We start from the raw sequence: 19,878 nt of genomic DNA on the forward strand, positions 1-19,878 counted from the left end.
ATGTTATCTCGAGTAGCTGAGCGGCTGTACTGGAGCGCACGTTATCTGGAGCGGGTGGAGAACATCGCGCGTTTGGTCAGTGTTTACGACGATCTGCTGTACGACCTACCGCGCGATATCGCCGTGTCTTGGTACAACTTGGTGGAGATTAACAGCGGCGTCGATCTCTACAACCAGCGTTACAAGGTGCGTGACGAACATAACGTGCTGAAGTTTATGTTGGGGGATGACACTAATCCGAGTTCGCTGCTGTCATCGTTGAAAATGGTGCGTGAAAACATCCGTACCACCCGCGACGTAGTGCCGGGTGAGATGTGGGAGTTGATCAACGAGTTAGATTTGTACGCGCGGCAAAACATCAAACAGGGGATCAACCGCTCGGTGCGGCACGCTTATCTCAACACCATTATTGAAGGTTGCCAAAAGATTATCGGCCTGCTGACGGGCACTATGGATCGTCACGCTGGCTGGCACTTTATTATGATGGGGCGGTTCTTGGAACGCGCCGACATGAACACCCGCATTTTGGATGCGGCCAACTTCCAGATGCAGCACTCGCAAGAGGAAGAGAACGTTAAACTCGGTCAGGTGGTGTGGTCCAAAGTGCTTAAATCACAGAGTGCTTATCTGAGTTTTCGCCGCACCATGCGCTGCTCGATCAGCGGTGCCTCGGTGGTGACGTTTATGCTCACCGATCCCTGCTTTCCGCGTTCGCAACGTTACTGCTTAGAGCAAGTGAAAGCGGCGGCGGCCACATTGCCACGGTTTGGCATTATCGCCGCCAATGTCGATAAGTTATTGCAGATCACCAACGGTGTGGAACACTCCACCGATCTGAACGAAAAGTTCAGCGACTACCTCAACGAAGTGCAGCTGGGCATGATCACCCTGCATCACCAAATCACTGAAAACTGGTTTCATTTTCAGCAAGGGGATGCCGCATGACCATTCGGGTTGCCATTCAGCATAAAACCACTTATCAGTTTGACCGTTACATCAATGTGTCGCCGCATATTTTACGGTTACGGCCAGCGCCGCATTCGCGTACCCACATTCACGGCTACTCGCTCAAGGTGACGCCAGCGGAGCATTTCATCAACTGGCAGCAAGATCCGTTCGGTAACTGGATGGCGCGGTTAGTGTTTCCAGAAAAGATGAAAACGCTGGAATTTGCCGTTGAAGTGATCGCCGATATGACGGTGATTAACCCGTTCGATTTCTTTATTGAAGAATACGCCGAAAAATTCCCGTTCAACTACGCCGATGGCTTGAAAGAGGAGCTGACGCCGTACCTGAAAACCGTGGAAGATTGCCCCGAACTGGATGCTTGGCTGGCGACTATCGAGCGTAAACCGCAGGCGATTGTTAGCTTTTTGGTGGCGCTCAACAGCCGCTTGTCACAAGAGATTGCCTACGGCATTCGGCTAGAAGCTGGGGTGCAAACCTGCCAACAAACATTGACGCTGAAAAAAGGCTCCTGCCGCGATACCGCTTGGCTGCTGGTGCAGATCCTACGGCGCTTAGGGCTGGCGGCGCGCTTTGCTTCCGGTTATTTAGTGCAGTTGGTGGCAGATGTGAAAGCGCTGGATGGCCCATCGGGCACCGACCACGACTTTACCGATCTACACGCGTGGTGCGAAGTCTATCTGCCAGGCGCTGGCTGGGTCGGGCTTGATCCAACCTCAGGCCTATTTGCCGGTGAAGGTCATATTCCGCTGTCTTGTACCGCTGATCCCGTGTCGGCCGCGCCGATCACCGGTTTTACCGACCCGTGCGAGTGTGAATTTAGCTATGAAAACGTGGTCACGCGCATTCATGAAGATCCGCGCGTGACCAAACCTTACTCCGATGAAGAGTGGCAACACATCAAAGCGCTTGGCCGCGCGGTGGATGCCGAATTTATCGAACACGATGTGCGCCTGACCATGGGCGGTGAGCCGACCTTTGTGTCCATCGATGATATGGATTCGGCGCAGTGGAACACCGCCGCGCTCGGTGCCGATAAGCTCACCCTCGCCAAAGATTTGTTGCTACGGATGAAGCAGCAATTTGGTGGTAACGGGTTACTGCATTATGGCCAAGGCAAATGGTATCCCGGCGAAGAAGTGCCGCGCTGGGCGCTTGGTTGCTTTTGGCGCACCGACGGCGAAGCGCTGTGGCATGACCCAACACTGCTGGCTCGCGTGGATACCAATTACGGCCACACCCTAGCGCAAGCGCAGCAGTTTGGTGAGTTGTTATGTGCCCAACTTGGCGTGGCGAGCCGTTATCTGCAACCCGCCTATGAAGACACGCTGTATTACTTGTGGCTCGAGCGGCAACTGCCCGAAGGCGTTGACCCGCGTAAAGCCGATCTCAAAGATGATTTGGAACGGCGCCGGTTGGCACAACTGCTAACGCGCGGTCTAGACAGCCCTACTGGCTTTATTTTGCCGGTCGAATTTAACGGCGTGGCGTGGCAAAGCAGCTTGTGGCCGATGCGCGCTGAGGTGATCACTCTGATCCCCGGTGACAGCCCGATGGGCTTCCGGCTGCCGCTTAACTCCTTGCCGGCAGTCACCGAAGAAGAGCAGGAAGCAGAGCGAGACCCATTTGAACCGCGTGAGCCGCTACCGGTATTCAGTATCGATGCTGACGCGCCCGCAATTGCGGCGCAGCAACAAGCCGCCGGTAACTGCCAACCGCAATACAAAATCGTTAAAAACGTGGTGCGCACTGCCATCTGTTTAGAAGTGCGTGATGGCCGCTTGCAGCTGTTTTTGCCACCGGTGAGCTATTTAGAAAACTACGTCGCGCTGATCAACGCCATAGAGGCGGTCGCCAGCAAGTTGCAACTGCCAGTGGTGATTGAAGGCTATGAACCGCCGAAAGATTATCGGTTACAGAAATTCCTTATCACGCCAGATCCGGGGGTGATTGAAGTGAACATTCATCCCGCGAAAAGCTGGGATGAATTAGTACACAACACCGAAACCTTGTATGAGCAAGCTTATCTGTCACGGCTCGGCACCGAGAAATTTATGCTCGATGGCCGCCACACCGGCACGGGCGGCGGTAACCATGTGACCTTGGGCGGCGTTACGCCTGCGGATAGTCCGATGCTGCGCCGTCCCGATCTGCTGCGCAGCTTGGTGACTTACTGGCAGCATCATCCGGGGCTGTCTTATCTGTTTTCTGGCATGTTTATCGGTCCAACCAGCCAAGCGCCACGGGTTGATGAAGGCCGCGACGAAGCGTTATATGAGTTGGAAATTGCTTTTGACAACATGCCCGATGGTGAAGTGAATACGCCGTGGCTGGTGGATCGCTTGATGCGCAATCTGCTGGTGGATATTACTGGCAACACCCATCGCTCGGAGTTCTGTATCGACAAACTCTATGCTGCCGGTAGCGCCAGTGGCCGCCAAGGGCTGCTGGAGTTTCGTGGTTTTGAGATGCCGCCGCATGCGCGCATGTCATTAGTGCAGATGTTGCTGCTGCGCTGTTTGGTGGCTCGCTTTTGGCATAAACCGTACAAGAAACCGCTGGTGCGCTGGGGCACGCAGCTGCACGACCAATTTATGATGCCGCACTATGTGTGGCAGGACATTAAAGCCGTGGTGGATGATCTCCAACATCACGGTTATCCGTTCAAATTGGAGTGGCTGGCACCGTTTGAAGAGTTCCGCTTTCCGCATTACGGCCGCCAACAGTTAGGCGATATTCAACTGGAATTGCGCTGGGCGATTGAACCGTGGCATGTGCTTGGTGAAGAGATCACTCAGCACGGCACCGCGCGTTTTGTCGATTCCTCAGTGGAACGGCTGCAAGTGCGTTTAACTGGCATGACCGATGGCCGCTACGTGCTCACCTGTAATGGGCGGCGGGTGCCGTTGTCTGCCACGGGGACGAAAGGCGAAATGGTCGGTGCGGTGCGTTATCGCGCTTGGTCGCCGCCGTCAGCGTTGCACCCAACGTTGGGCGTTGATTCGCCGTTAGTGTTTGATTTGGTGGATAGCTGGAACGGCATGTCGATTGGTGGTTGTACTTACCAAGTTAGCCACGCAGGAGGCCGCAACTACGATACGCTGCCGGTGAATAGCAACGAGGCCGAGGCGCGCCGAGTGAACCGTTTCTTCGATCAAGGCTTTAGCCAAGGGCCGCTGATGCCACCACCGGAATTTAACGCGTTGCGCGAGTTTTATGAAAATAAAACGCTGCCAAAACAATTAGCTCCAGCCACTGAGGAACCGACGCAAGAATATCCCCATACGCTGGATCTCAGAAGAAAGTATACTAGGCTCTAATTTTCGACAGTTAGCAGTAAAACATGACATCAACAGGTTCTCTGTCTGCCGCTGTAAGTGATGCTCCATCGCAGTCTCAGGCACCATATGCGCAGCCGCAGGGCGCTTTTGACGAAGCGTTCGATAATGCACGCGTGGTGCGGCCTCACTGGCAATTGGTGATGGAGAATATCGCCCGTTTGGGCGACGATGCCATGCAGGATCGCTATCGTCGGGCGCAACGTATTTTGCGTGACGATGGCGCCACCTATAACCTCAATAATGACCCGTTATCGCCCGCCGTTTGGTCGTTGGACATCGTGCCCAATGTGATTGAACAGGCGGAGTGGCAACTGTTGGAGCGCGGCCTCAAGCAACGCTCCAAACTGTTCGATTTGATTTATCAAGATCTCTACGGCGAACAACGGCTGCTGAAAGAGGGCATTATTCCGTCCGAGATTATCTTTTCCCATCCGGGCTTTTTGCGCCAATGTCATGGCGTGAAGCTACCTAGCGTGCACCAGTTGATCTTTCATGCGGTTGATATGGTGCGTAACCAAGATGGGCAATTTATTGCCATTGGCGACCGCACTCAAGCGCCTAGCGGCACCGGTTACGCGCTCGAAAACCGCACCGTGGTGTCGCGGGTGGTGCCGAGCATGTTCCGCAATGCCAACGTGATGCGGCTGTCGAGCTTTTTCCACACCGTGCGACAGACGCTGGCCAATCTTGTCAGCCACAAGACCGATACGCCACGCATCGTGGTGTTAACGCCGGGCGCCTACAGCAGCACTTACTTTGAACATGCTTATCTCGCCAACTATCTCGGCTTTCCGCTGGTACAAGGTGGCGACTTAACCGTGCGCAACGGCAAAGTGTGGATGAAATCGCTCAACGGCCTCAGCCAAGTGGACGTGATTTTGCGGCGCATGGATGACAGCTATTGCGACCAAAGCGAATTGCGCGCTGATTCGCGCCTCGGTGTTCCCGGTCTGCTGGAAGTGGCGCGTAACGGCAATGTCGTGCTGGCCAATCCGCTCGGCAGTGGCGTGTTAGAAGCGCCCGCCTTGTTAGCGTTTTTGCCGGAAATTTGCCAATTCCTGCTGGATCAGCCGTTGCAGTTACCGTCGGTGCGTACGTGGTGGTGCGGCAATCCACAAGAAAAAGCGTACGTGTTGGCCAATCTTGAGCAGTTGATCATCAAACCCGCCTATCGCAGTTACAACAGCCGCAGCGTGTATGGTCATAGTTTAGATGCCAAAGCGCGGCAGCAGATTATCGAGCAGATTGAACAGCAGCCGCACGCCTTTGTGGCGCAGATTTATATTCCCGGTGCCATTGCGCCGATTTGGCACAACGGTGCGCTTGAAGGGCGGCCGAGCATTTTCCGCAGTTTTACCGTGGCCGATAAAGAAGGTTATTGCGTGATGCCCGGCGGCTTAACGCGCGTGGCAGAATCCACCGCCGAGGCGATTGTCACCAGCCTTTCTGGTGCCATGAGTAAAGATACTTGGGTGGTCAGCAATAAACCCGATAACAGCAGCTTGCCGATTTTAGATGCGCAGCCGCGTGATCGCGCTGAAGTGAGTAATCTGCCGAGCCGTGTTATCGAAAACCTGTTTTGGTTTGGCCGTTATGCCGAACGGGCGGAGCTGAGTCTGCGCCTGATGCGCACCATCTTCAAACAGCTCAACGGTATTGAACCTTTTCCGCCAGAAAGCCGTGACGTGCTGCTGACCGCGATGTCGCAACTGACAGGCTGTTTGCCAGGCTTTACCGAAGACGCAGAACTGCTGGAAAACCCTAATGATGAACTGGCGGCATTGGTGATTGATGCCGAGCGCGTGGGCAGCATCAAATACAACCTGCAAGCGATGTTGGCCTGTGGCGAACAGGTCAAAGAGATGCTGTCGGCCGATACCCGCATTATTTTGAATGAACTGCGTGATCACATTCTGGCGGTCGATGCCGCTTATCAAGATGGTTTACCGTCGGTGCCAGAGGAGTCGCTCGACAGTTTAGTCACCTCGCTGCTCGCGCTGTCTGGCCTGACTCACGAAAGCATGCTGCGCGGCATGGATTGGATGTTCCAAGAGCTGGGGCGCCGTACCGAGCGCGCACTGCAAACTGCCACACTGCTGAAAGCAACCTTGACCACCCATCTGCCGAGCTTGCAACAGCAACAGGTGCTGGAATCGGTACTGCTCAGCGTTGAAGCGTTGATCTCGTTCCGGCGCCGTTATCGCACCCGTGCCCGTATCGCCTACGGCCTCGATTTATTGATGATCGATGCCAGCAACCCGCGTTCACTGATCTATCAGGTTGACCAACTGCGTAAGTACCTCAACGAGTTACCGCGCAACGTTAGCCAAAGCTCGGGGCTGACGCCGGAAAATCGCTTGATTATCAAGTCTCTCAACGACATTCAACTGGCGGATCTAGAAGCGCTGGCATTGATTGATGAACACACCGACACCCGCGTACAACTGGAGCAGTTGATGACGCAGATCAGCGAGCAGTTGGATCAGTTCACCACCCTGTTGAGCGATAAATATTTTGATCACACAGCTGGGCCACAGCAGCTGATTAAAGCGCAATGGAAGGCAGATATATGAGATATCGCGTACGGCACCTCACCGAATATCAATACAGCTCAGCGGTTACCTTGTGCTACAACATGACCCACCTGCTGCCGCGCAATACCGCTAAGCAACAGATTTTGAGCCAACGTATTTTGGTGACGCCAACGCCTATCTATCAAAGTGCTGGCGAAGACTATTTCGGCAACGAAACTTTCTATTTCTCTATTCAAGAGCCGCATAAAAAGCTGGCGATTGAAGTGGAATGTTTTTTTGAGCTTGATGAAGCGGACTTGCCCAATCAGTTGCAACTGCATGACATCACCTGTGGCGAATTACGCCAACTGCTGGCCCAGCCAACCACAGCGGAACTGCGTATGGTGAAAGAGTTTATGCTGGAGTCCACTCATATCCAGTGTTCGCCACGGCTACGAGATTATGCCGCCACCACCTTTGCCGACAATGTGCCCGTGTTGCAAGCGGCGCTGGATTTTACCCATAAGATTTTTAACGAATTCACCTTTGATGCCACTGCCACCGATGTGACCACCCCGGCGGAAACCGTGTTGCAAGAAAAACGCGGCGTGTGTCAGGACTTTGCCCACTTCGCCATAGCCTGTATTCGTTCGGTGGGTTTGCCTGCGCGTTATATCAGTGGGTATCTGGAAACCTTGCCGCCACCAGGGCAAGAAAAATTGGTGGGAGCCGATGCCTCTCATGCGTGGTTCGCCATTTATGTGCCAGAATTGGGCTGGGTAGAGTTCGACCCAACCAACGACTTGATGCCCAATGGTCAGCACATTGTCACCGCTTGGGGGCGTGATTATGCCGATGTTTCACCGCTGCAAGGGGTGATCTTTGATGGCGGCGACAATCACTCACTGTCAGTTTCTGTTGACGTTCAACGTATCTAACGCGTCACAATTGTTTATATTTGTAATCAATAATACGCATGAGTAACACCTTGATTAACTCGTTGTTAAAATAGAGCTTTTATTCTATATTGCGGCACAGTTGTACCGCTTGTCTTATCTCCTCCAAATCTAATTATTCGCTATATCAGTAAATTATGAACTGGTCTAACCAGCTTGAGCTGGTGTGAGTCATCGCCGAATTGAGCTAAAAATCTTCCAGCTACGCTGTGGCATGAGTTAAAATGTCAAAAGCGAAACAGCTGTAAGCTAAAAGGTGAGTTACATTATGTCTCTTGAGCAATACCAAATTATCAGCCTGCTGGAGCAACAGGTGCGATTGCAGCCTGATAATATCGCCCTGGAAGGCTTTGAAATGGCAGCCCCTTGGGATAAGGTCAGCTGGACTCAATTCAAACACTACAGTGATCTACTGGCGGCGGCATTTATTGACCACGGCCTTAACGTACAAGATCGCGTAGCTATTTTGTCTAACAACTGTCCACAATGGACAATTGTCGATATTGCCACCAACAAAGCGCGTGGCGTGTTAGTACCTATCTATCCTACTTCTACGCTGGAACAAGCGGCTTATATCATTCGTGATGCGGGCGCTAAAGTGTTGTGTGTGTCTGACGCTGCACAATATCACTTGGCCTGTAAGTTACTGCCCTTGTGTCCATCACTGCAGCAAGTGGTGGTGTTTGATAGTCAGGTTGAATTGATCACTGACACCCATTTCCATCTAGATACTTTGATCGCAGAAGAGGAAGGTCAGGCACATGCTGAATTAGCACAGCGCTTGGCAGATCGTCATCTGGATGATTTGTTGACGCTGATCTACACCTCCGGCACCACCGGTGATCCGAAAGGGGTGATGTTAGATCAACGCAATTTTGCCTCGGCCATGCGCCAACACCATCTGCGGATACCATTTGAGCCGGGCGATGTGTCGTTAGTGTTCCTGCCGCTGAGTCACGTGTATGAACGTGGTTGGAGCTATTACGTGATGAGCCGTGGTGGCCGTAACGTTTATCTGGCCGATACGCCGCGAGTACAAGAAGCTATCGCCGCCGTCAAACCGCATACCGTATGTGTAGTGCCACGCTTCCTTGAAAAGGTCTACAGCGCGGTGCAGGACAAGGTCAGCAAAGGTTCGGCCTCACGCCGTAAACTGTTTGCTTGGGCGATGTCGGTTGGCAGACGTCAGTTTGAAGTGGACCAAGGTCGCGCCAAAGGCAACGCGCTGTTGAAATGGCAATGGTCACTGGCGAACAAACTGGTGTACAGCAAATTGCATAACGCGCTCGGTGGCCGCATCAAATTTATGCCGTGCGGTGGTGCTGCGTTGGACGCCGAAGTCGGCGCTTTTTTTGCCGCGATCAACATTCCGGTGCTGGTGGGCTACGGCATGACCGAAACCACCGCTACCGTGGCGTGTTGCTCGTTAGATAACCGCGTGAAAGGTGCCAACGGCTTGCCACTGGATGACGTCGAAATCCGTCTTGGTAAAGATGACGAAATTCTGGTGCGTGGCGAAACTGTGATGCGCGGTTATTTTAACCGTCCGCTCGAAACGGCCGAAGTGTTTGAAGATGGTTGGTTAAAAACCGGTGACGTGGGTCGCATTGATGACAAGGGCAACTTGTTTATCACCGACCGCTTGAAAGAGCTGATGAAAACCTCTAACGGCAAATATATTGCGCCGCAGCGGGTGGAAGGCAAAGTGGGTTGCTGCCCATTGATCGAACAAGTGGCGGTGATCGCCGATGCGCGTAACTACGTGACCGCGTTGATCGTACCTGCATTTGGTGCGCTAGAAGCGTGGGCGAAACAACAAGGCGTGCGTTACGAATCAACCCTCGACTTGGTGCGTAACTCGGAAGTGCTGGCGCACTTTGAGGAACGGCTGAAACAGCTGCAACATGAGCTGGCTGGCTTTGAACAGATTAAAAAGTTCACGCTGCTGCCAGAAGCATTTTCCATGGAAGCGGGTTTGATTACGCCAACACTGAAACTGCGCCGTAAACTGATTTATCGCAAGTACGAGCGTGAAATCAACGCCATGTACAACTAAGCGTAACGTCGATTGAACAGGCTGCCTCGTGCAGCCTTTTTTTTCGCTATCGTAAGCGGCTTCAGCTACTCACTCACCACTGTTAACAAATCTATAAATATTGAGATATTTTAGCGAGTTGCGCTAATACAGGGCGCAGTTTAGAAAATACTCGCTCCCCCTGCCTCGATAACCATACTAATTATCTGTTTTTCAATGACTAAACGGGTTGTTAGACCATTGTTCAACTGGCGAAACGCGCAGAAGCGCGCCAGTATATTCTTGTTATCTTATGTATTTGTGCGTATTTCACATTTACTACTCATTAACAATCGTGGTTATTGAATAAGCAGAAATAACCGATTATTAATGGAATACCTCAGCAAAGCGCAACAGCTTGTCGCAGTCGTCAATGTCGATAGTTGGCGTGCGGCGAGCAGTGATGTTTAGCGCCTTTGCTAACAATGCGGGTCATTACAGCTGTTCAAGATGGGGTGGAGCAGTCGCACCGATCTGGCAGCGCTAACAAGGAAAGCAACAATGAATATCTATAAAAAACTGGGTGTGTTAAGCGCTGCGGCGCTGGTGACTGTTAGCTCGGCTGTGTGGGCGGCACCGAAATTTATCAATATCCTCACTGGCGGCACCAGTGGCATCTATTACCCGATTGGCGTGGCGTTATCGCAACTTTATGGCAATAACATTGATGGCGCCAAAACTTCAGTACAAGCCACTAAAGCCTCGGTGGAAAACCTCAACTTACTGCAAGCTAATCGCGGTGAGCTGGGCTTTGCGCTGGGCGACTCAGTAGCGGCGGCATGGAAGGGCGACGAAGAGGCAGGCTTTAAAAAGCCGCTGGATAAAATCCGTCTGATTGCCGCCATTTACCCGAACTACATTCAGATTGTGGCTAACAAAGATGCGGGCATTAAAAGCTTGGCTGATCTCAAAGGTAAGCGTGTGTCTGTTGGAGCGCCTAAATCAGGTACTGAGCTGAACGCGCGGGCGATTTTTGCTGCCGCAGGCATCACTTACGATGATCTGGGCGCGGTGGAATATCTGCCTTATGCCGAATCGGTTGAACTGATCAAAAACCGTCAGTTGGATGCGACGTTGCAATCTTCTGGTTTAGGGATGGCCGCATTCCGCGATTTGGCGTCAACCATGCCAGTTAACTTCGTACCCATTCCTGCCGATGTGGTGGCTAAAATCGGTAATGCGGCGTTTCAACCTGGGGTGATCCCAGCCAATACTTACGATGGACAAGACACCGACGTGCCAACCATCGCCATTCAAAACATGTTAGTGAGCCATAAAGATGTGCCCGATGATGTGGCGTACCAAATGGCGAAACTGATTTTTGAAAACTTGGATTACCTCAGCAATGCCCACGCTGCCGCTAAAGCGATCAAGCTGGAGAATGCGGTTAACCCAACCATTCCGCTGCACCCAGGTGCGGAGCGTTATTACAAAGAAGTGGGTGCCATCAAATAGTACTCGCGCAAGCAGTACCACCTCAGAGTTCTCTTCGGCGTGATGCCGAAGAGATTGGCTGTTTCTGAATGTTGCGAGGACGAGATGACTGATTCTCCCCAAGGGCTTAATGCCGCCACCAAAGATTGGCCGTTAGCGCTGTTTGTTGTGGCGCTAACGTTTTCTGCATTCCAATTGATTACTGCGGCGTTCCATCCGGTATCGACCCAAGTGTTGCGGGCGGTACACGTCGGCTTTTTGCTGTTAATTGTGTTTATCACTTATCCCACCAGTAAGCGCCATCCGCTCAAGCCTTTTGGCTGGTTGCTGGGGATTTTGGGCTTTGGCACCGCGATTTACCAATGGGTGTTTGAAGCGGATTTGATCTACCGCTCTGGTGAACTCACCACCGAAGATTTAATCATCGGCACCCTGCTGATTGCGCTGGTGTTTGAAGCGGCGCGGCGGGTGATGGGTTTTGCGCTACCGTTAATCTGTACCGTGTTTTTGGGTTACGGTTTGTTTGGTCAATATCTGCCAGGTGAGTTGATGCACCGTGGCTACGGCTTCGACCAGATAGTGAACCAACTGTCGTTCGGCACCGAGGGCTTTTACGGCACGCCGACTTATGTATCTGCTACTTATATCTTTCTGTTTATTCTGTTTGGCGCTTTTCTCGAACAGGCGGGCATGATCAAACTGTTCACCGATTTTGCCTTGGGCTTGTTTGGTCACAAGTCGGGCGGCCCCGCCAAAGTGTCGGTGGTGTCATCGGCGTTGATGGGCACCATCACTGGTTCGGGTGTAGCCAACGTGGTGACTACCGGCCAATTTACCATTCCATTGATGATGCGTTTTGGCTATCGGCCAGCGTTTGCGGGCGGGGTGGAAGCGACTTCCAGTATGGGCAGCCAGATCATGCCGCCGATCATGGGCGCCGTGGCGTTTATCATGGCGGAAACCATCAACGTTGAATTTATTGAGATCGCTAAAGCGGCGTTAGTGCCAGCGATGTTGTACTTCGGCTCAGTATTTTGGATGGTGCATCTGGAGGCAAAACGCGCTGGCTTGAACGGCCTTGCCAAAGAGGATTGCCCTAATCCGTGGCGCGCGCTTAGCCAACGCTGGTATCTGCTGATCCCACTGGTGGTGCTGATTGGTTTGCTGTTCTCTGGCCGTACGCCATTATTCAGCGGTACTGTCGGTTTGTCGCTCACTGCGCTGGTGATCCTCGGTTCAGCGATTGTGATGCAAGTGTCGTCTAAATGGCTGCGGCTGGTGTTCTGGATTGCCTTAGGCATTCTCTGCGCTGGCTTTTTCCAAATGGGCATTGCGGTGGTGTTTGGGGTGATTGCCGCGTTGGTGGTGGTGTGCTGGTTTATTAAAGGCGGCCGCGACACGCTGCAAATCTGTTTGCATGCTTTGGTTGATGGTGCGCGCCATGCGGTGCCGGTGGGGATTGCCTGCGTATTGGTTGGGGTGATTATCGGCATTGTGTCGCTCACCGGTGTGGCATCAACGGTAGCCGGATACATCCTGCACGTGGGGCAAAATAACCTGTTCTTGTCGTTGGTGCTGACCATGATCACCTGTTTGGTGCTTGGCATGGGCATTCCGTCGATACCGAACTACATCATCACCAGCTCGATAGCGGCGCCAGCCTTGCTTGACCTTGGTGTGCCGCTGATTGTGTCGCACATGTTTGTGTTCTATTTCGGCATCATGTCGGATTTAACACCGCCTGTGGCGCTAGCGTGTTTTGCTGCGGCACCGATTGCTAAAGAGCGCGGTTTGAAGATCAGCTTGTGGGCGATTCGTATCGCCATTGCTGGGTTTATCATTCCGTTTATGTCGGTGTATTCCCCCGCCTTGATGCTGCAAAGTGACAGCGTACTGGCCATCATCTACGTGGTCTTCAAAGCAGCGTTGGCGATTGGTTTGTGGGGCGCGGTGTTTACCGGTTATTTGACTAAACCACTGCATTGGTGGGAGCGTATTTGGGGCTTTGCCGCCGGCGGTTCCCTGATCCTCGCTACGCCGATGAGTGATGAACTGGGCTTTGCGTTGGTCGGTTTGTTCCTGCTGCAACATCTGGGACGCGACGTGTTAGCGCGTCGTAAAGCCTGATGTTGGGACTATGTTTGGGCTTGGCGGGGCAGCTGTGGGCACAAGTAGCCGTTGATAACCCGCCTGCTCAGTTCACCTTGAGTTGGCGTCATACGGTAGAAAAAATCCTCTGGCAAGAGGACTACCAACTGACGCCGCAAGGGCTGCAAATTGTGCAAGCGCGGGTCAAAGGCACCGGCGCGGGTATGGAGATCCCCGACGATGCCAAGTTCTACGATGACAGTTGGCATTATCAGCCGCAACTGGCGCCGATCCCGCTGCTGCGTTTAGGTCGGGCGCCGGAAGCTGGCGATTACCAGCTGTGTTTTGGTGGTAACTGCCAGCCGATGAGCCACTGGATTGGTGCGCCGAATCATCAGGTAGAAGCCGTAGAACTATGGTCTTGTCAGTTGTCGCCTAGCGCTGACAACGAGCAAACAAATGACCAATAAAAACGGCGTGAGGTTAACCACTCACGCCGTTTTTTTATGCGGTTGCCATGTAAGCCGAATTAGGCGAACGCTTCATTCCAGCGTTCGCGCACGCGGCGCGAGCGGTCTTCTGCCAGCGGCGCTAATAAGAAGGCGGCATCGTCATAATCGCCTTCGAGCGCATCAATCAATTCCACCCGCCGGTCGGCACTGAGTTGGCTCAATAGCGGTGCGAGTTCGTTTTTGCGCGCTAATGTGACCAGCCAATCGCAAGCGCTTTCATATTCGCTATATTGCAGCGCGAATTTGACCAGTTGCAGTGGCGCGATGTCCAAATAACTTAGCCACTGCACTGTGGCGCCGATTGAGGCATTTTCCAGTTCTTCGCTGTCATGCTCATAGGCATATTGGCGTTGTTCAAGGTATTCGCTGTAGCTAATGCGCTGATAACGCAGTTGTGTCGCGCGCCAGAAACGCAGCATAAATTCGCTATCCAGCAGTTCAAACGTATCAGTATGGAAGTTAAACAATAAGCTCAGCAGCCGTTGCTGTTGCTCGGTTTCCAATAGCGGCAATAGCTCAGATATTTTGGCCCGCGAGTAAAGTCTTGGCAGGTCAAATCGGTCATGGCGCAGATAGCGCTGCATGAGCCGCAGGGTGTCTGCCAGTGCAGCGTGACCGTTGATGTAGGCCAGCACCTGTTCAACCAATTGCTGCAAGCGGCCATGAACATCGGGCAATGCGGCGATGGCACGATAAATTTCGCGACGATCTAAGGATTCGGCAAACAGTAATACGGTGCCGTCTTTGGCGCCGTCAGCAAGTCCAGCGGCCGGTACGGGTTCGCGGTAGTACAGTAGTTGCTGGGTTTCACCTTGCTGCTGACTGATGCTGATGGCGTACCATTGGTGATGATCATGCGCCAGCCAAGCTTGCTGCATGTTGGCATCGGCAAAGGCGGGCAACTGCTGTTGTTCTTGGTAATCGAGCATTTGGCAGTTGCCAGTAAAATCGTGCAGCAGCACTTCATCCCACGAGCGCAGGTTGTAGCCCAGCGTGAGTTTGAGGGTGTGGGCAAGGCTGTGGTCAATCTCCGCTTGTAGCTGTGGTCGCAGTTTAGGCGAGCGCAGCAGTAACTCTTCATAAAAGCCGAACTTGCGGGCTTCATCAATCCATTGCAGTTGCTGCTGTAGTGCTTTGGCTTTGCCCTTCAGCAGCGGATGCCGTAGCCGCTTCATTTGCTCTAGCCAGTGCTGATATTGCTGCGGCTGCTGGTCGAAATGGCAAATGCTGATCTGAAACGCATCAAGCAGCGCGCTGCTAACGCCAGCATCTTTAGCGGCGACACAAAATGCCTGCTGTGCTTCAGCTTCCCACTCCACACGGTACTGATAATGACTATAAAGCAATGCCACTTGATTGAGTGTGCGCATCGGCGCGACTTGCAGTAGCGCCTGCCACAATTTTTTGAGGCGCGGGTGGTGCGCTTGCTGCCAAAAACATAGCAAAATCAGATGGCTGGCGCTGGAATGTTCAAATAATTCATAGCGTGGCTGCTGTGCACTGAAATAATAATAGGGGATAAGGTCGCCGACCGTTGGCGTGTCCTGTTTCAGCCGTGTTTGCAGCAGTTGGGTCAATGTGGCGACATCGCTACTGGCGGCATCCAGTTGCTGCAATAGTTCGGTTCGCGATGCATCTTCCACATGGCAGTGATTAGCAATGAGTGTCAGTAGTGTTTGCCAGCACTCGTTGCTGCTCAGCTGTTGTTGCAACCGCGTTGCCTCGCTGGCGTGGCCGCTATGCAACAGCCACGCGCGTAAACTGCTATAGGCAAGTTGAGTGGCTAGCAGCTCGGCTTCGTCAACCGCGTCGACATCGGCTTGCGGCCAATAGTCGTCACACGCCAACTGGGGTGCTTCACGCAGTAACTGTGTGAGACGGTTGAGGGTTTCTTGATGGATTTCATCGGCGTCTTGTTGCCAATCTTTGAGCAATACTTTGAAGCGCTGCTGACGCGCGGCCTCAGGCTGATCGGCATTTTGGTTGTAACGCTCAAAAAATGCCTGCTCAGACAGTAACTCATGGCGTTCACATAGATGAACTCGCCATTCATCGGGCGCTTCTTCAAGCCCTGCAAGGCGAAACCACAGATCGAAATGACGTAATAGTTGCTGTTGCCCGTCGCTGGGCTGTTGTTGTGGTACGAGGTCGGTTAAGGCGGCTGGCGCTGTTTCCGCAACTAAACTGTTAATCACTGGCGCAAGGTGATAACAGAGATCGCTCAACAGGCTAGCATTGTCGCTGCTGATAAAACTCCAATCTTCTAGTATGCGGTACAACTCGGGTGCAAGTTGGCGGCTCTGTTCTAGTAAATCAACGCATTGCAGCTGCTTAAGCTGTTCAGCGTCGCTGCCGTCACGCCAGTAGCGCCACAGTGATTCACCTTGTGGCTGCGCCAATATCAGCGTTTTGAAGCCGCTAAGCAGTTGCAGTGCGTAATCAAACTCAGCTTCTTCGTTATCGGGATAAATCGTTTCTTGCTGATAAATCAGCGGCTGGTCAGTCAGTGCGCTAATCGCTTGCTGTAGCTCATAAGCGGTGTCTTCCACGCTGGCATCCACAAAGAGCTGCTCAAGCACGGCATCGCGGTCGAAGTCCCAACGTTCAGTTAACGGTAGCGCCGACAACAAAATATTCAACACCGGTTCATTGGCTTCAAATTGCTCGTCATCGCGCGCCAACATCTGCCCATTGAGAAAACGTGCTTGCAGTATCTGCTTAAACCACTGATAGAGGTTAGCATCTTGCCGCAGTGCGTCGATAAGTGGCGGGTTGTAACACTCGTCACTCTCACCATCCATAAACATCTGCCAGCGAAACTCGCTATTATCACACCAGATAAAGGCGGCAATATTGTCCAGGTTCCAACCTTCGCGGCTGACATAATCGGCTAAATATTCTTGATAGCCGCTGGTGTGTTCATCATCCCAGTAGGGCACCAGCAACTGCGACAGATAACGGCGTAAACTCGGCTGATAACAGCCCAGCAGATACAGCGCTTCCACGCCGTAAACGCGCATATCGTCAATCCACATATCGCTGGTGTCGTTGTAATAACGTGCATGTTCGCACAGGGCACTGGCGGTGTGGCGCAAGGCGATTTGGAGTGGCGTGCTGTTATCGGCGTGACCGATAGCGATGGCAAACAGCAGTGCTTCGGAGACGTGCGTATCGTCATCGTCGGCAATGTGTTCATCGATTTCAAATGGTTCAGGCCCCATGCTGTACGCACGTTGCAGCCACGCCACATGCTCAGGATTGGGCACATCGCTCAGTTGTAAGCGGCGCGGCTGCTGCGTGGCATCCAGCGCCATAAATTCCACATCATAGTGGCGGTCGCGGGTGGCTAAGATGCGCCGTTCGTTAAGCAGAGTTTGATATTGGCTGAGCGCAGCAATCACGCTGTCGGCGCTGGTGGGGTCGAAGCTTATCTTGGTATTTTTAAAGTAATACATCATCGTCCTGATCGGTGTATTGCAGCTGACTAGGTCAGAAAGAATTGCGGCGCCTTATGGCACCGCTAACATGTTCTCTTGCGGGGCGGCTAACTGCTCGCGTTGCAAGCGTTTTTGCCGTTTATAGGTTAACGCGTCATCGGGCACTTTGGTGGTTTTGCCACTGGTGAGCCAGCGTTTCAGCCGCGTGGCGTCGGCAATGTGGGTATATTTGCCAAATGAGTCGAGCGCCACAAAGGCTACGTTACGAGCGCCCATTTTGGTGATCATCACCAAACAGTGACCGGCATCATCGGTGTAACCGGTTTTGGTCAGCTGAATTTTCCAACTCTTACGGTTCACCAGTGGGTTGGTGTTGTAAAACGCCAAACTGTAGCGCGGTTGCTGAAACGTCACACTGCGGCTCGAGGCGGTGCTCAGTTCGCCGATCAGCGGATAGTGCTGAATCGCTTTGACCAGTTTGATCAGGTCGGCAGCGGTCGAAATATTATGAGAAGACAAACCCGTCGGCTCTTCAAAATGACTGTTGTGCATGCCGAGTGCTTTGGCTTTAGCATTCATCGCCGCCACAAAGCCCTTAAAGCCGCCGGGATAGTGATGTGCCAGCGTGGTGGCTGCGCGATTTTCTGAGGCCATCAACGCCAGTGCTAGCGCTTCTTTGCGGGTCAGGGTGCTACCTAGACGAATACGCGACACCACGTTTTGCATGATCGGTGATTGGCTAACATCGACGGTGATTGACTCATTCAGTGGCAGGCCAGCATCTAACACCACCAAGGCGGTCATCAGCTTACTTACTGAAGCGATGGGCGTAATTAAGTTGGGGGCTTCCGCATAGATTGTTTTACCGGAGTCGAGGTCCACCAACATGGCACTTTGTGAGGCCATCGCTTGCTCGGTGGTGGGAAGCTTAGAAGCGGCTTGTATCGCTGTCGACACCAGTATCAGGCAACAAACTGTGGCAGTGAGAAGTCGTTTCAACATCGGCTATAAACTGGTCATCTGGTGGTGAGAAATCGAAGCTCAGTGTAATAAAAACCGCAGTGGTTGCAAGGGCACTATCGATTATTTTACTTAACCTAGAAACAAAACAGGATGCCACGTGAGCATCCTGTTAAGAGAACTTGGAACTGGCTAGTCGAGTTGCAGGTCGTTAAAGCTGCGAATGTGACGGAAGCTGCCAGAAGATACCGCCGGATCACGCAGCATTTGGCAGGTTTGCATGCCAGCCGCTTGCGCCGCTTTAAGTTCATCAGCCAGATCCGACACAAACAGTACCTGCTTGGGCGCCATGCTGATGGTGTTGATGATGTTGCTGTAGGCTTGTTTATCGAGCTTGCCACCCGTGCGGGTATCAAAATGGCCGTTAAACAGCTCCGTTAAGTCGCCGCCATCGCTGTGACCAAATAGCAGTTTTTGCGCTTCTACCGATGCAGAAGAGAAGCTATACAGGCGAATACCGCGTGCTTTAAAACGCGCAGCGGCATCAATAAAGTCGGGGAAGATATGGCCTTTAAACGCGCTTTTGCTGTAACCCTCTTTCCAGATTAACCCTTGCAAGGTTTTTAGCGGTGTGGCTTTGCGGTCTTCTCGTACCCATTGCTGCAAAATTTCAGCAACGCGTGGCAGCGAGGCATCTTCCTCTAGCGCCATTTCGCGCGTGTCACAGATGCAGTTATCAACTAATACATCCTGTTGATGCTGCTGCAAAAACTCAGGCATGGCTTCGATGGAATAGGGAAATAGCACATCGTGAATGAATGCGTGATCCGTAGTGGTTCCTGCTGTGTCAACAATAATGGCTCTGATGCCCATGAGATGGATACTCCCGAGACTCCTTGTGATCGCTGAGAGAATACTAAGCGTTATTGCCGCATTTGACCAGTGAATAACCCGTAAACGCCACAATCATGGACGATTGGCTGCAATGCAAAATGCTTCTATAACTCGCTGTATTTATTCTTTTAGGTTATTAATCGTTGTTTAATAAAACAGCAGCAATATTGTGGGTATTTTATTGTTATCTAAAGGATCGCCGTCTTAGAGAACAACGACAATAAGGAGAGCTGTCATGAAATACCCACTTAAGGTTAACGGTCAGCAACTGGAAGCGGACGTCGATGCTGATACCCCACTGTTATGGGTACTACGCGATACTTTAAAACTCAAAGGCACTAAATTTGGCTGCGGCATGGCGCAATGCGGCGCCTGTACCGTCCACCTTGATGGCGAGCCGGTGCGCAGTTGTGTCACACCCATCAGCCGCGTTGGCGATAAGGCGATTACCACCATTGAAGGCATCGGCACCGATGCGATTGGCGCTAAGCTGCAACAGGCGTGGAAAATCCTCGATGTGCCGCAATGCGGCTACTGCCAAGCGGGGCAGATCATGCAAGCCGTGTCGTTACTGCGGCAGTTTCCCAAACCCACCGAGCAACAGATTGGCGATGGCATGAAACGTAACTTCTGCCGTTGCGCGGCTTATCACCGCATCAAACAAGCCATTCAGCATGCTGCTGAGCAAGAAGCCTAGGAGGGC

12 protein-coding genes are annotated in these 19,878 nt (G+C 52.6%); 9 read left to right on the plus strand and 3 right to left on the minus strand.

What is annotated here, in order from left to right; translation table 11 throughout:
- The 8 genes from L9G74_RS12355 to L9G74_RS12390 all read left to right on the plus strand — a co-directional run bounded on the left by L9G74_RS12355 (position 1) and on the right by L9G74_RS12390 (position 13,842).
- Entirely contained in the window at positions 1-945 is a 945-nt protein-coding gene (locus tag L9G74_RS12355; protein WP_238896720.1) for an alpha-E domain-containing protein, read from the plus strand.
- A complete protein-coding gene (locus L9G74_RS12360; protein WP_238896721.1) occupies positions 942-4,286 on the plus strand; it encodes a transglutaminase family protein in 3,345 nt (1,114 codons plus the stop codon). Before L9G74_RS12355 ends, L9G74_RS12360 begins: the two co-directional genes overlap by 4 nt.
- 23 nt (positions 4,287-4,309) lie before the next feature.
- Positions 4,310-6,880, plus strand: coding sequence for a circularly permuted type 2 ATP-grasp protein (locus L9G74_RS12365; protein WP_238896722.1), 2,571 nt, complete (start codon positions 4,310-4,312; stop codon positions 6,878-6,880).
- The gene (locus L9G74_RS12370) at positions 6,877-7,758 is read left to right on the plus strand and encodes a transglutaminase family protein (RefSeq protein WP_238896723.1); all 882 of its coding nucleotides are present in this window, start codon (positions 6,877-6,879) and stop codon (positions 7,756-7,758) included. Before L9G74_RS12365 ends, L9G74_RS12370 begins: the two co-directional genes overlap by 4 nt.
- A gap of 286 nt (positions 7,759-8,044) precedes the next feature.
- On the plus strand, positions 8,045-9,832 hold the full coding sequence (locus L9G74_RS12375) for an AMP-dependent synthetase/ligase (RefSeq protein ID WP_238896724.1): 1,788 nt from the start codon (positions 8,045-8,047) through the stop codon (positions 9,830-9,832).
- A gap of 519 nt (positions 9,833-10,351) precedes the next feature.
- The gene (locus L9G74_RS12380; protein ID WP_238896725.1) at positions 10,352-11,305 is read left to right on the plus strand and encodes a TAXI family TRAP transporter solute-binding subunit; all 954 of its coding nucleotides are present in this window, start codon (positions 10,352-10,354) and stop codon (positions 11,303-11,305) included.
- A gap of 84 nt (positions 11,306-11,389) precedes the next feature.
- Complete coding sequence (locus L9G74_RS12385) at positions 11,390-13,411, plus strand: TRAP transporter permease (protein WP_238896726.1); 2,022 nt, start codon at positions 11,390-11,392, stop codon at positions 13,409-13,411.
- Entirely contained in the window at positions 13,411-13,842 is a 432-nt protein-coding gene (locus L9G74_RS12390; RefSeq protein ID WP_238896727.1) for a DUF1850 domain-containing protein, read from the plus strand. Before L9G74_RS12385 ends, L9G74_RS12390 begins: the two co-directional genes overlap by 1 nt.
- A gap of 59 nt (positions 13,843-13,901) precedes the next feature.
- On the opposite strand, the gene L9G74_RS12395 is transcribed toward L9G74_RS12390, so the two are convergent.
- From L9G74_RS12395 to mtnC, 3 genes are all read right to left on the minus strand, one after another.
- Complete coding sequence (locus tag L9G74_RS12395) at positions 13,902-17,342, minus strand: hypothetical protein (RefSeq protein WP_238896728.1); 3,441 nt, start codon at positions 17,340-17,342, stop codon at positions 13,902-13,904.
- 51 nt (positions 17,343-17,393) lie between these two features.
- The gene (gene pbpG, locus L9G74_RS12400) at positions 17,394-18,323 is read right to left on the minus strand and encodes a D-alanyl-D-alanine endopeptidase (protein ID WP_275297407.1); all 930 of its coding nucleotides are present in this window, start codon (positions 18,321-18,323) and stop codon (positions 17,394-17,396) included.
- Positions 18,324-18,473: 150 nt separating this feature from the next.
- Positions 18,474-19,154 (minus strand): acireductone synthase, encoded by a 681-nt coding sequence (gene mtnC, locus L9G74_RS12405; protein WP_238896730.1) that lies wholly within the window; start codon positions 19,152-19,154, stop codon positions 18,474-18,476.
- 256 nt (positions 19,155-19,410) lie between these two features.
- Between mtnC and L9G74_RS12410 the strand changes: the two genes are divergently transcribed.
- Complete coding sequence (locus L9G74_RS12410; protein ID WP_238896731.1) at positions 19,411-19,872, plus strand: (2Fe-2S)-binding protein; 462 nt, start codon at positions 19,411-19,413, stop codon at positions 19,870-19,872.
- The last annotated feature ends 6 nt before the right edge of the window (positions 19,873-19,878 follow it).

This window comes from Shewanella electrica, from assembly GCF_022321485.1.
Classification (GTDB): Bacteria; Pseudomonadota; Gammaproteobacteria; order Enterobacterales; family Shewanellaceae; genus Shewanella; species Shewanella electrica.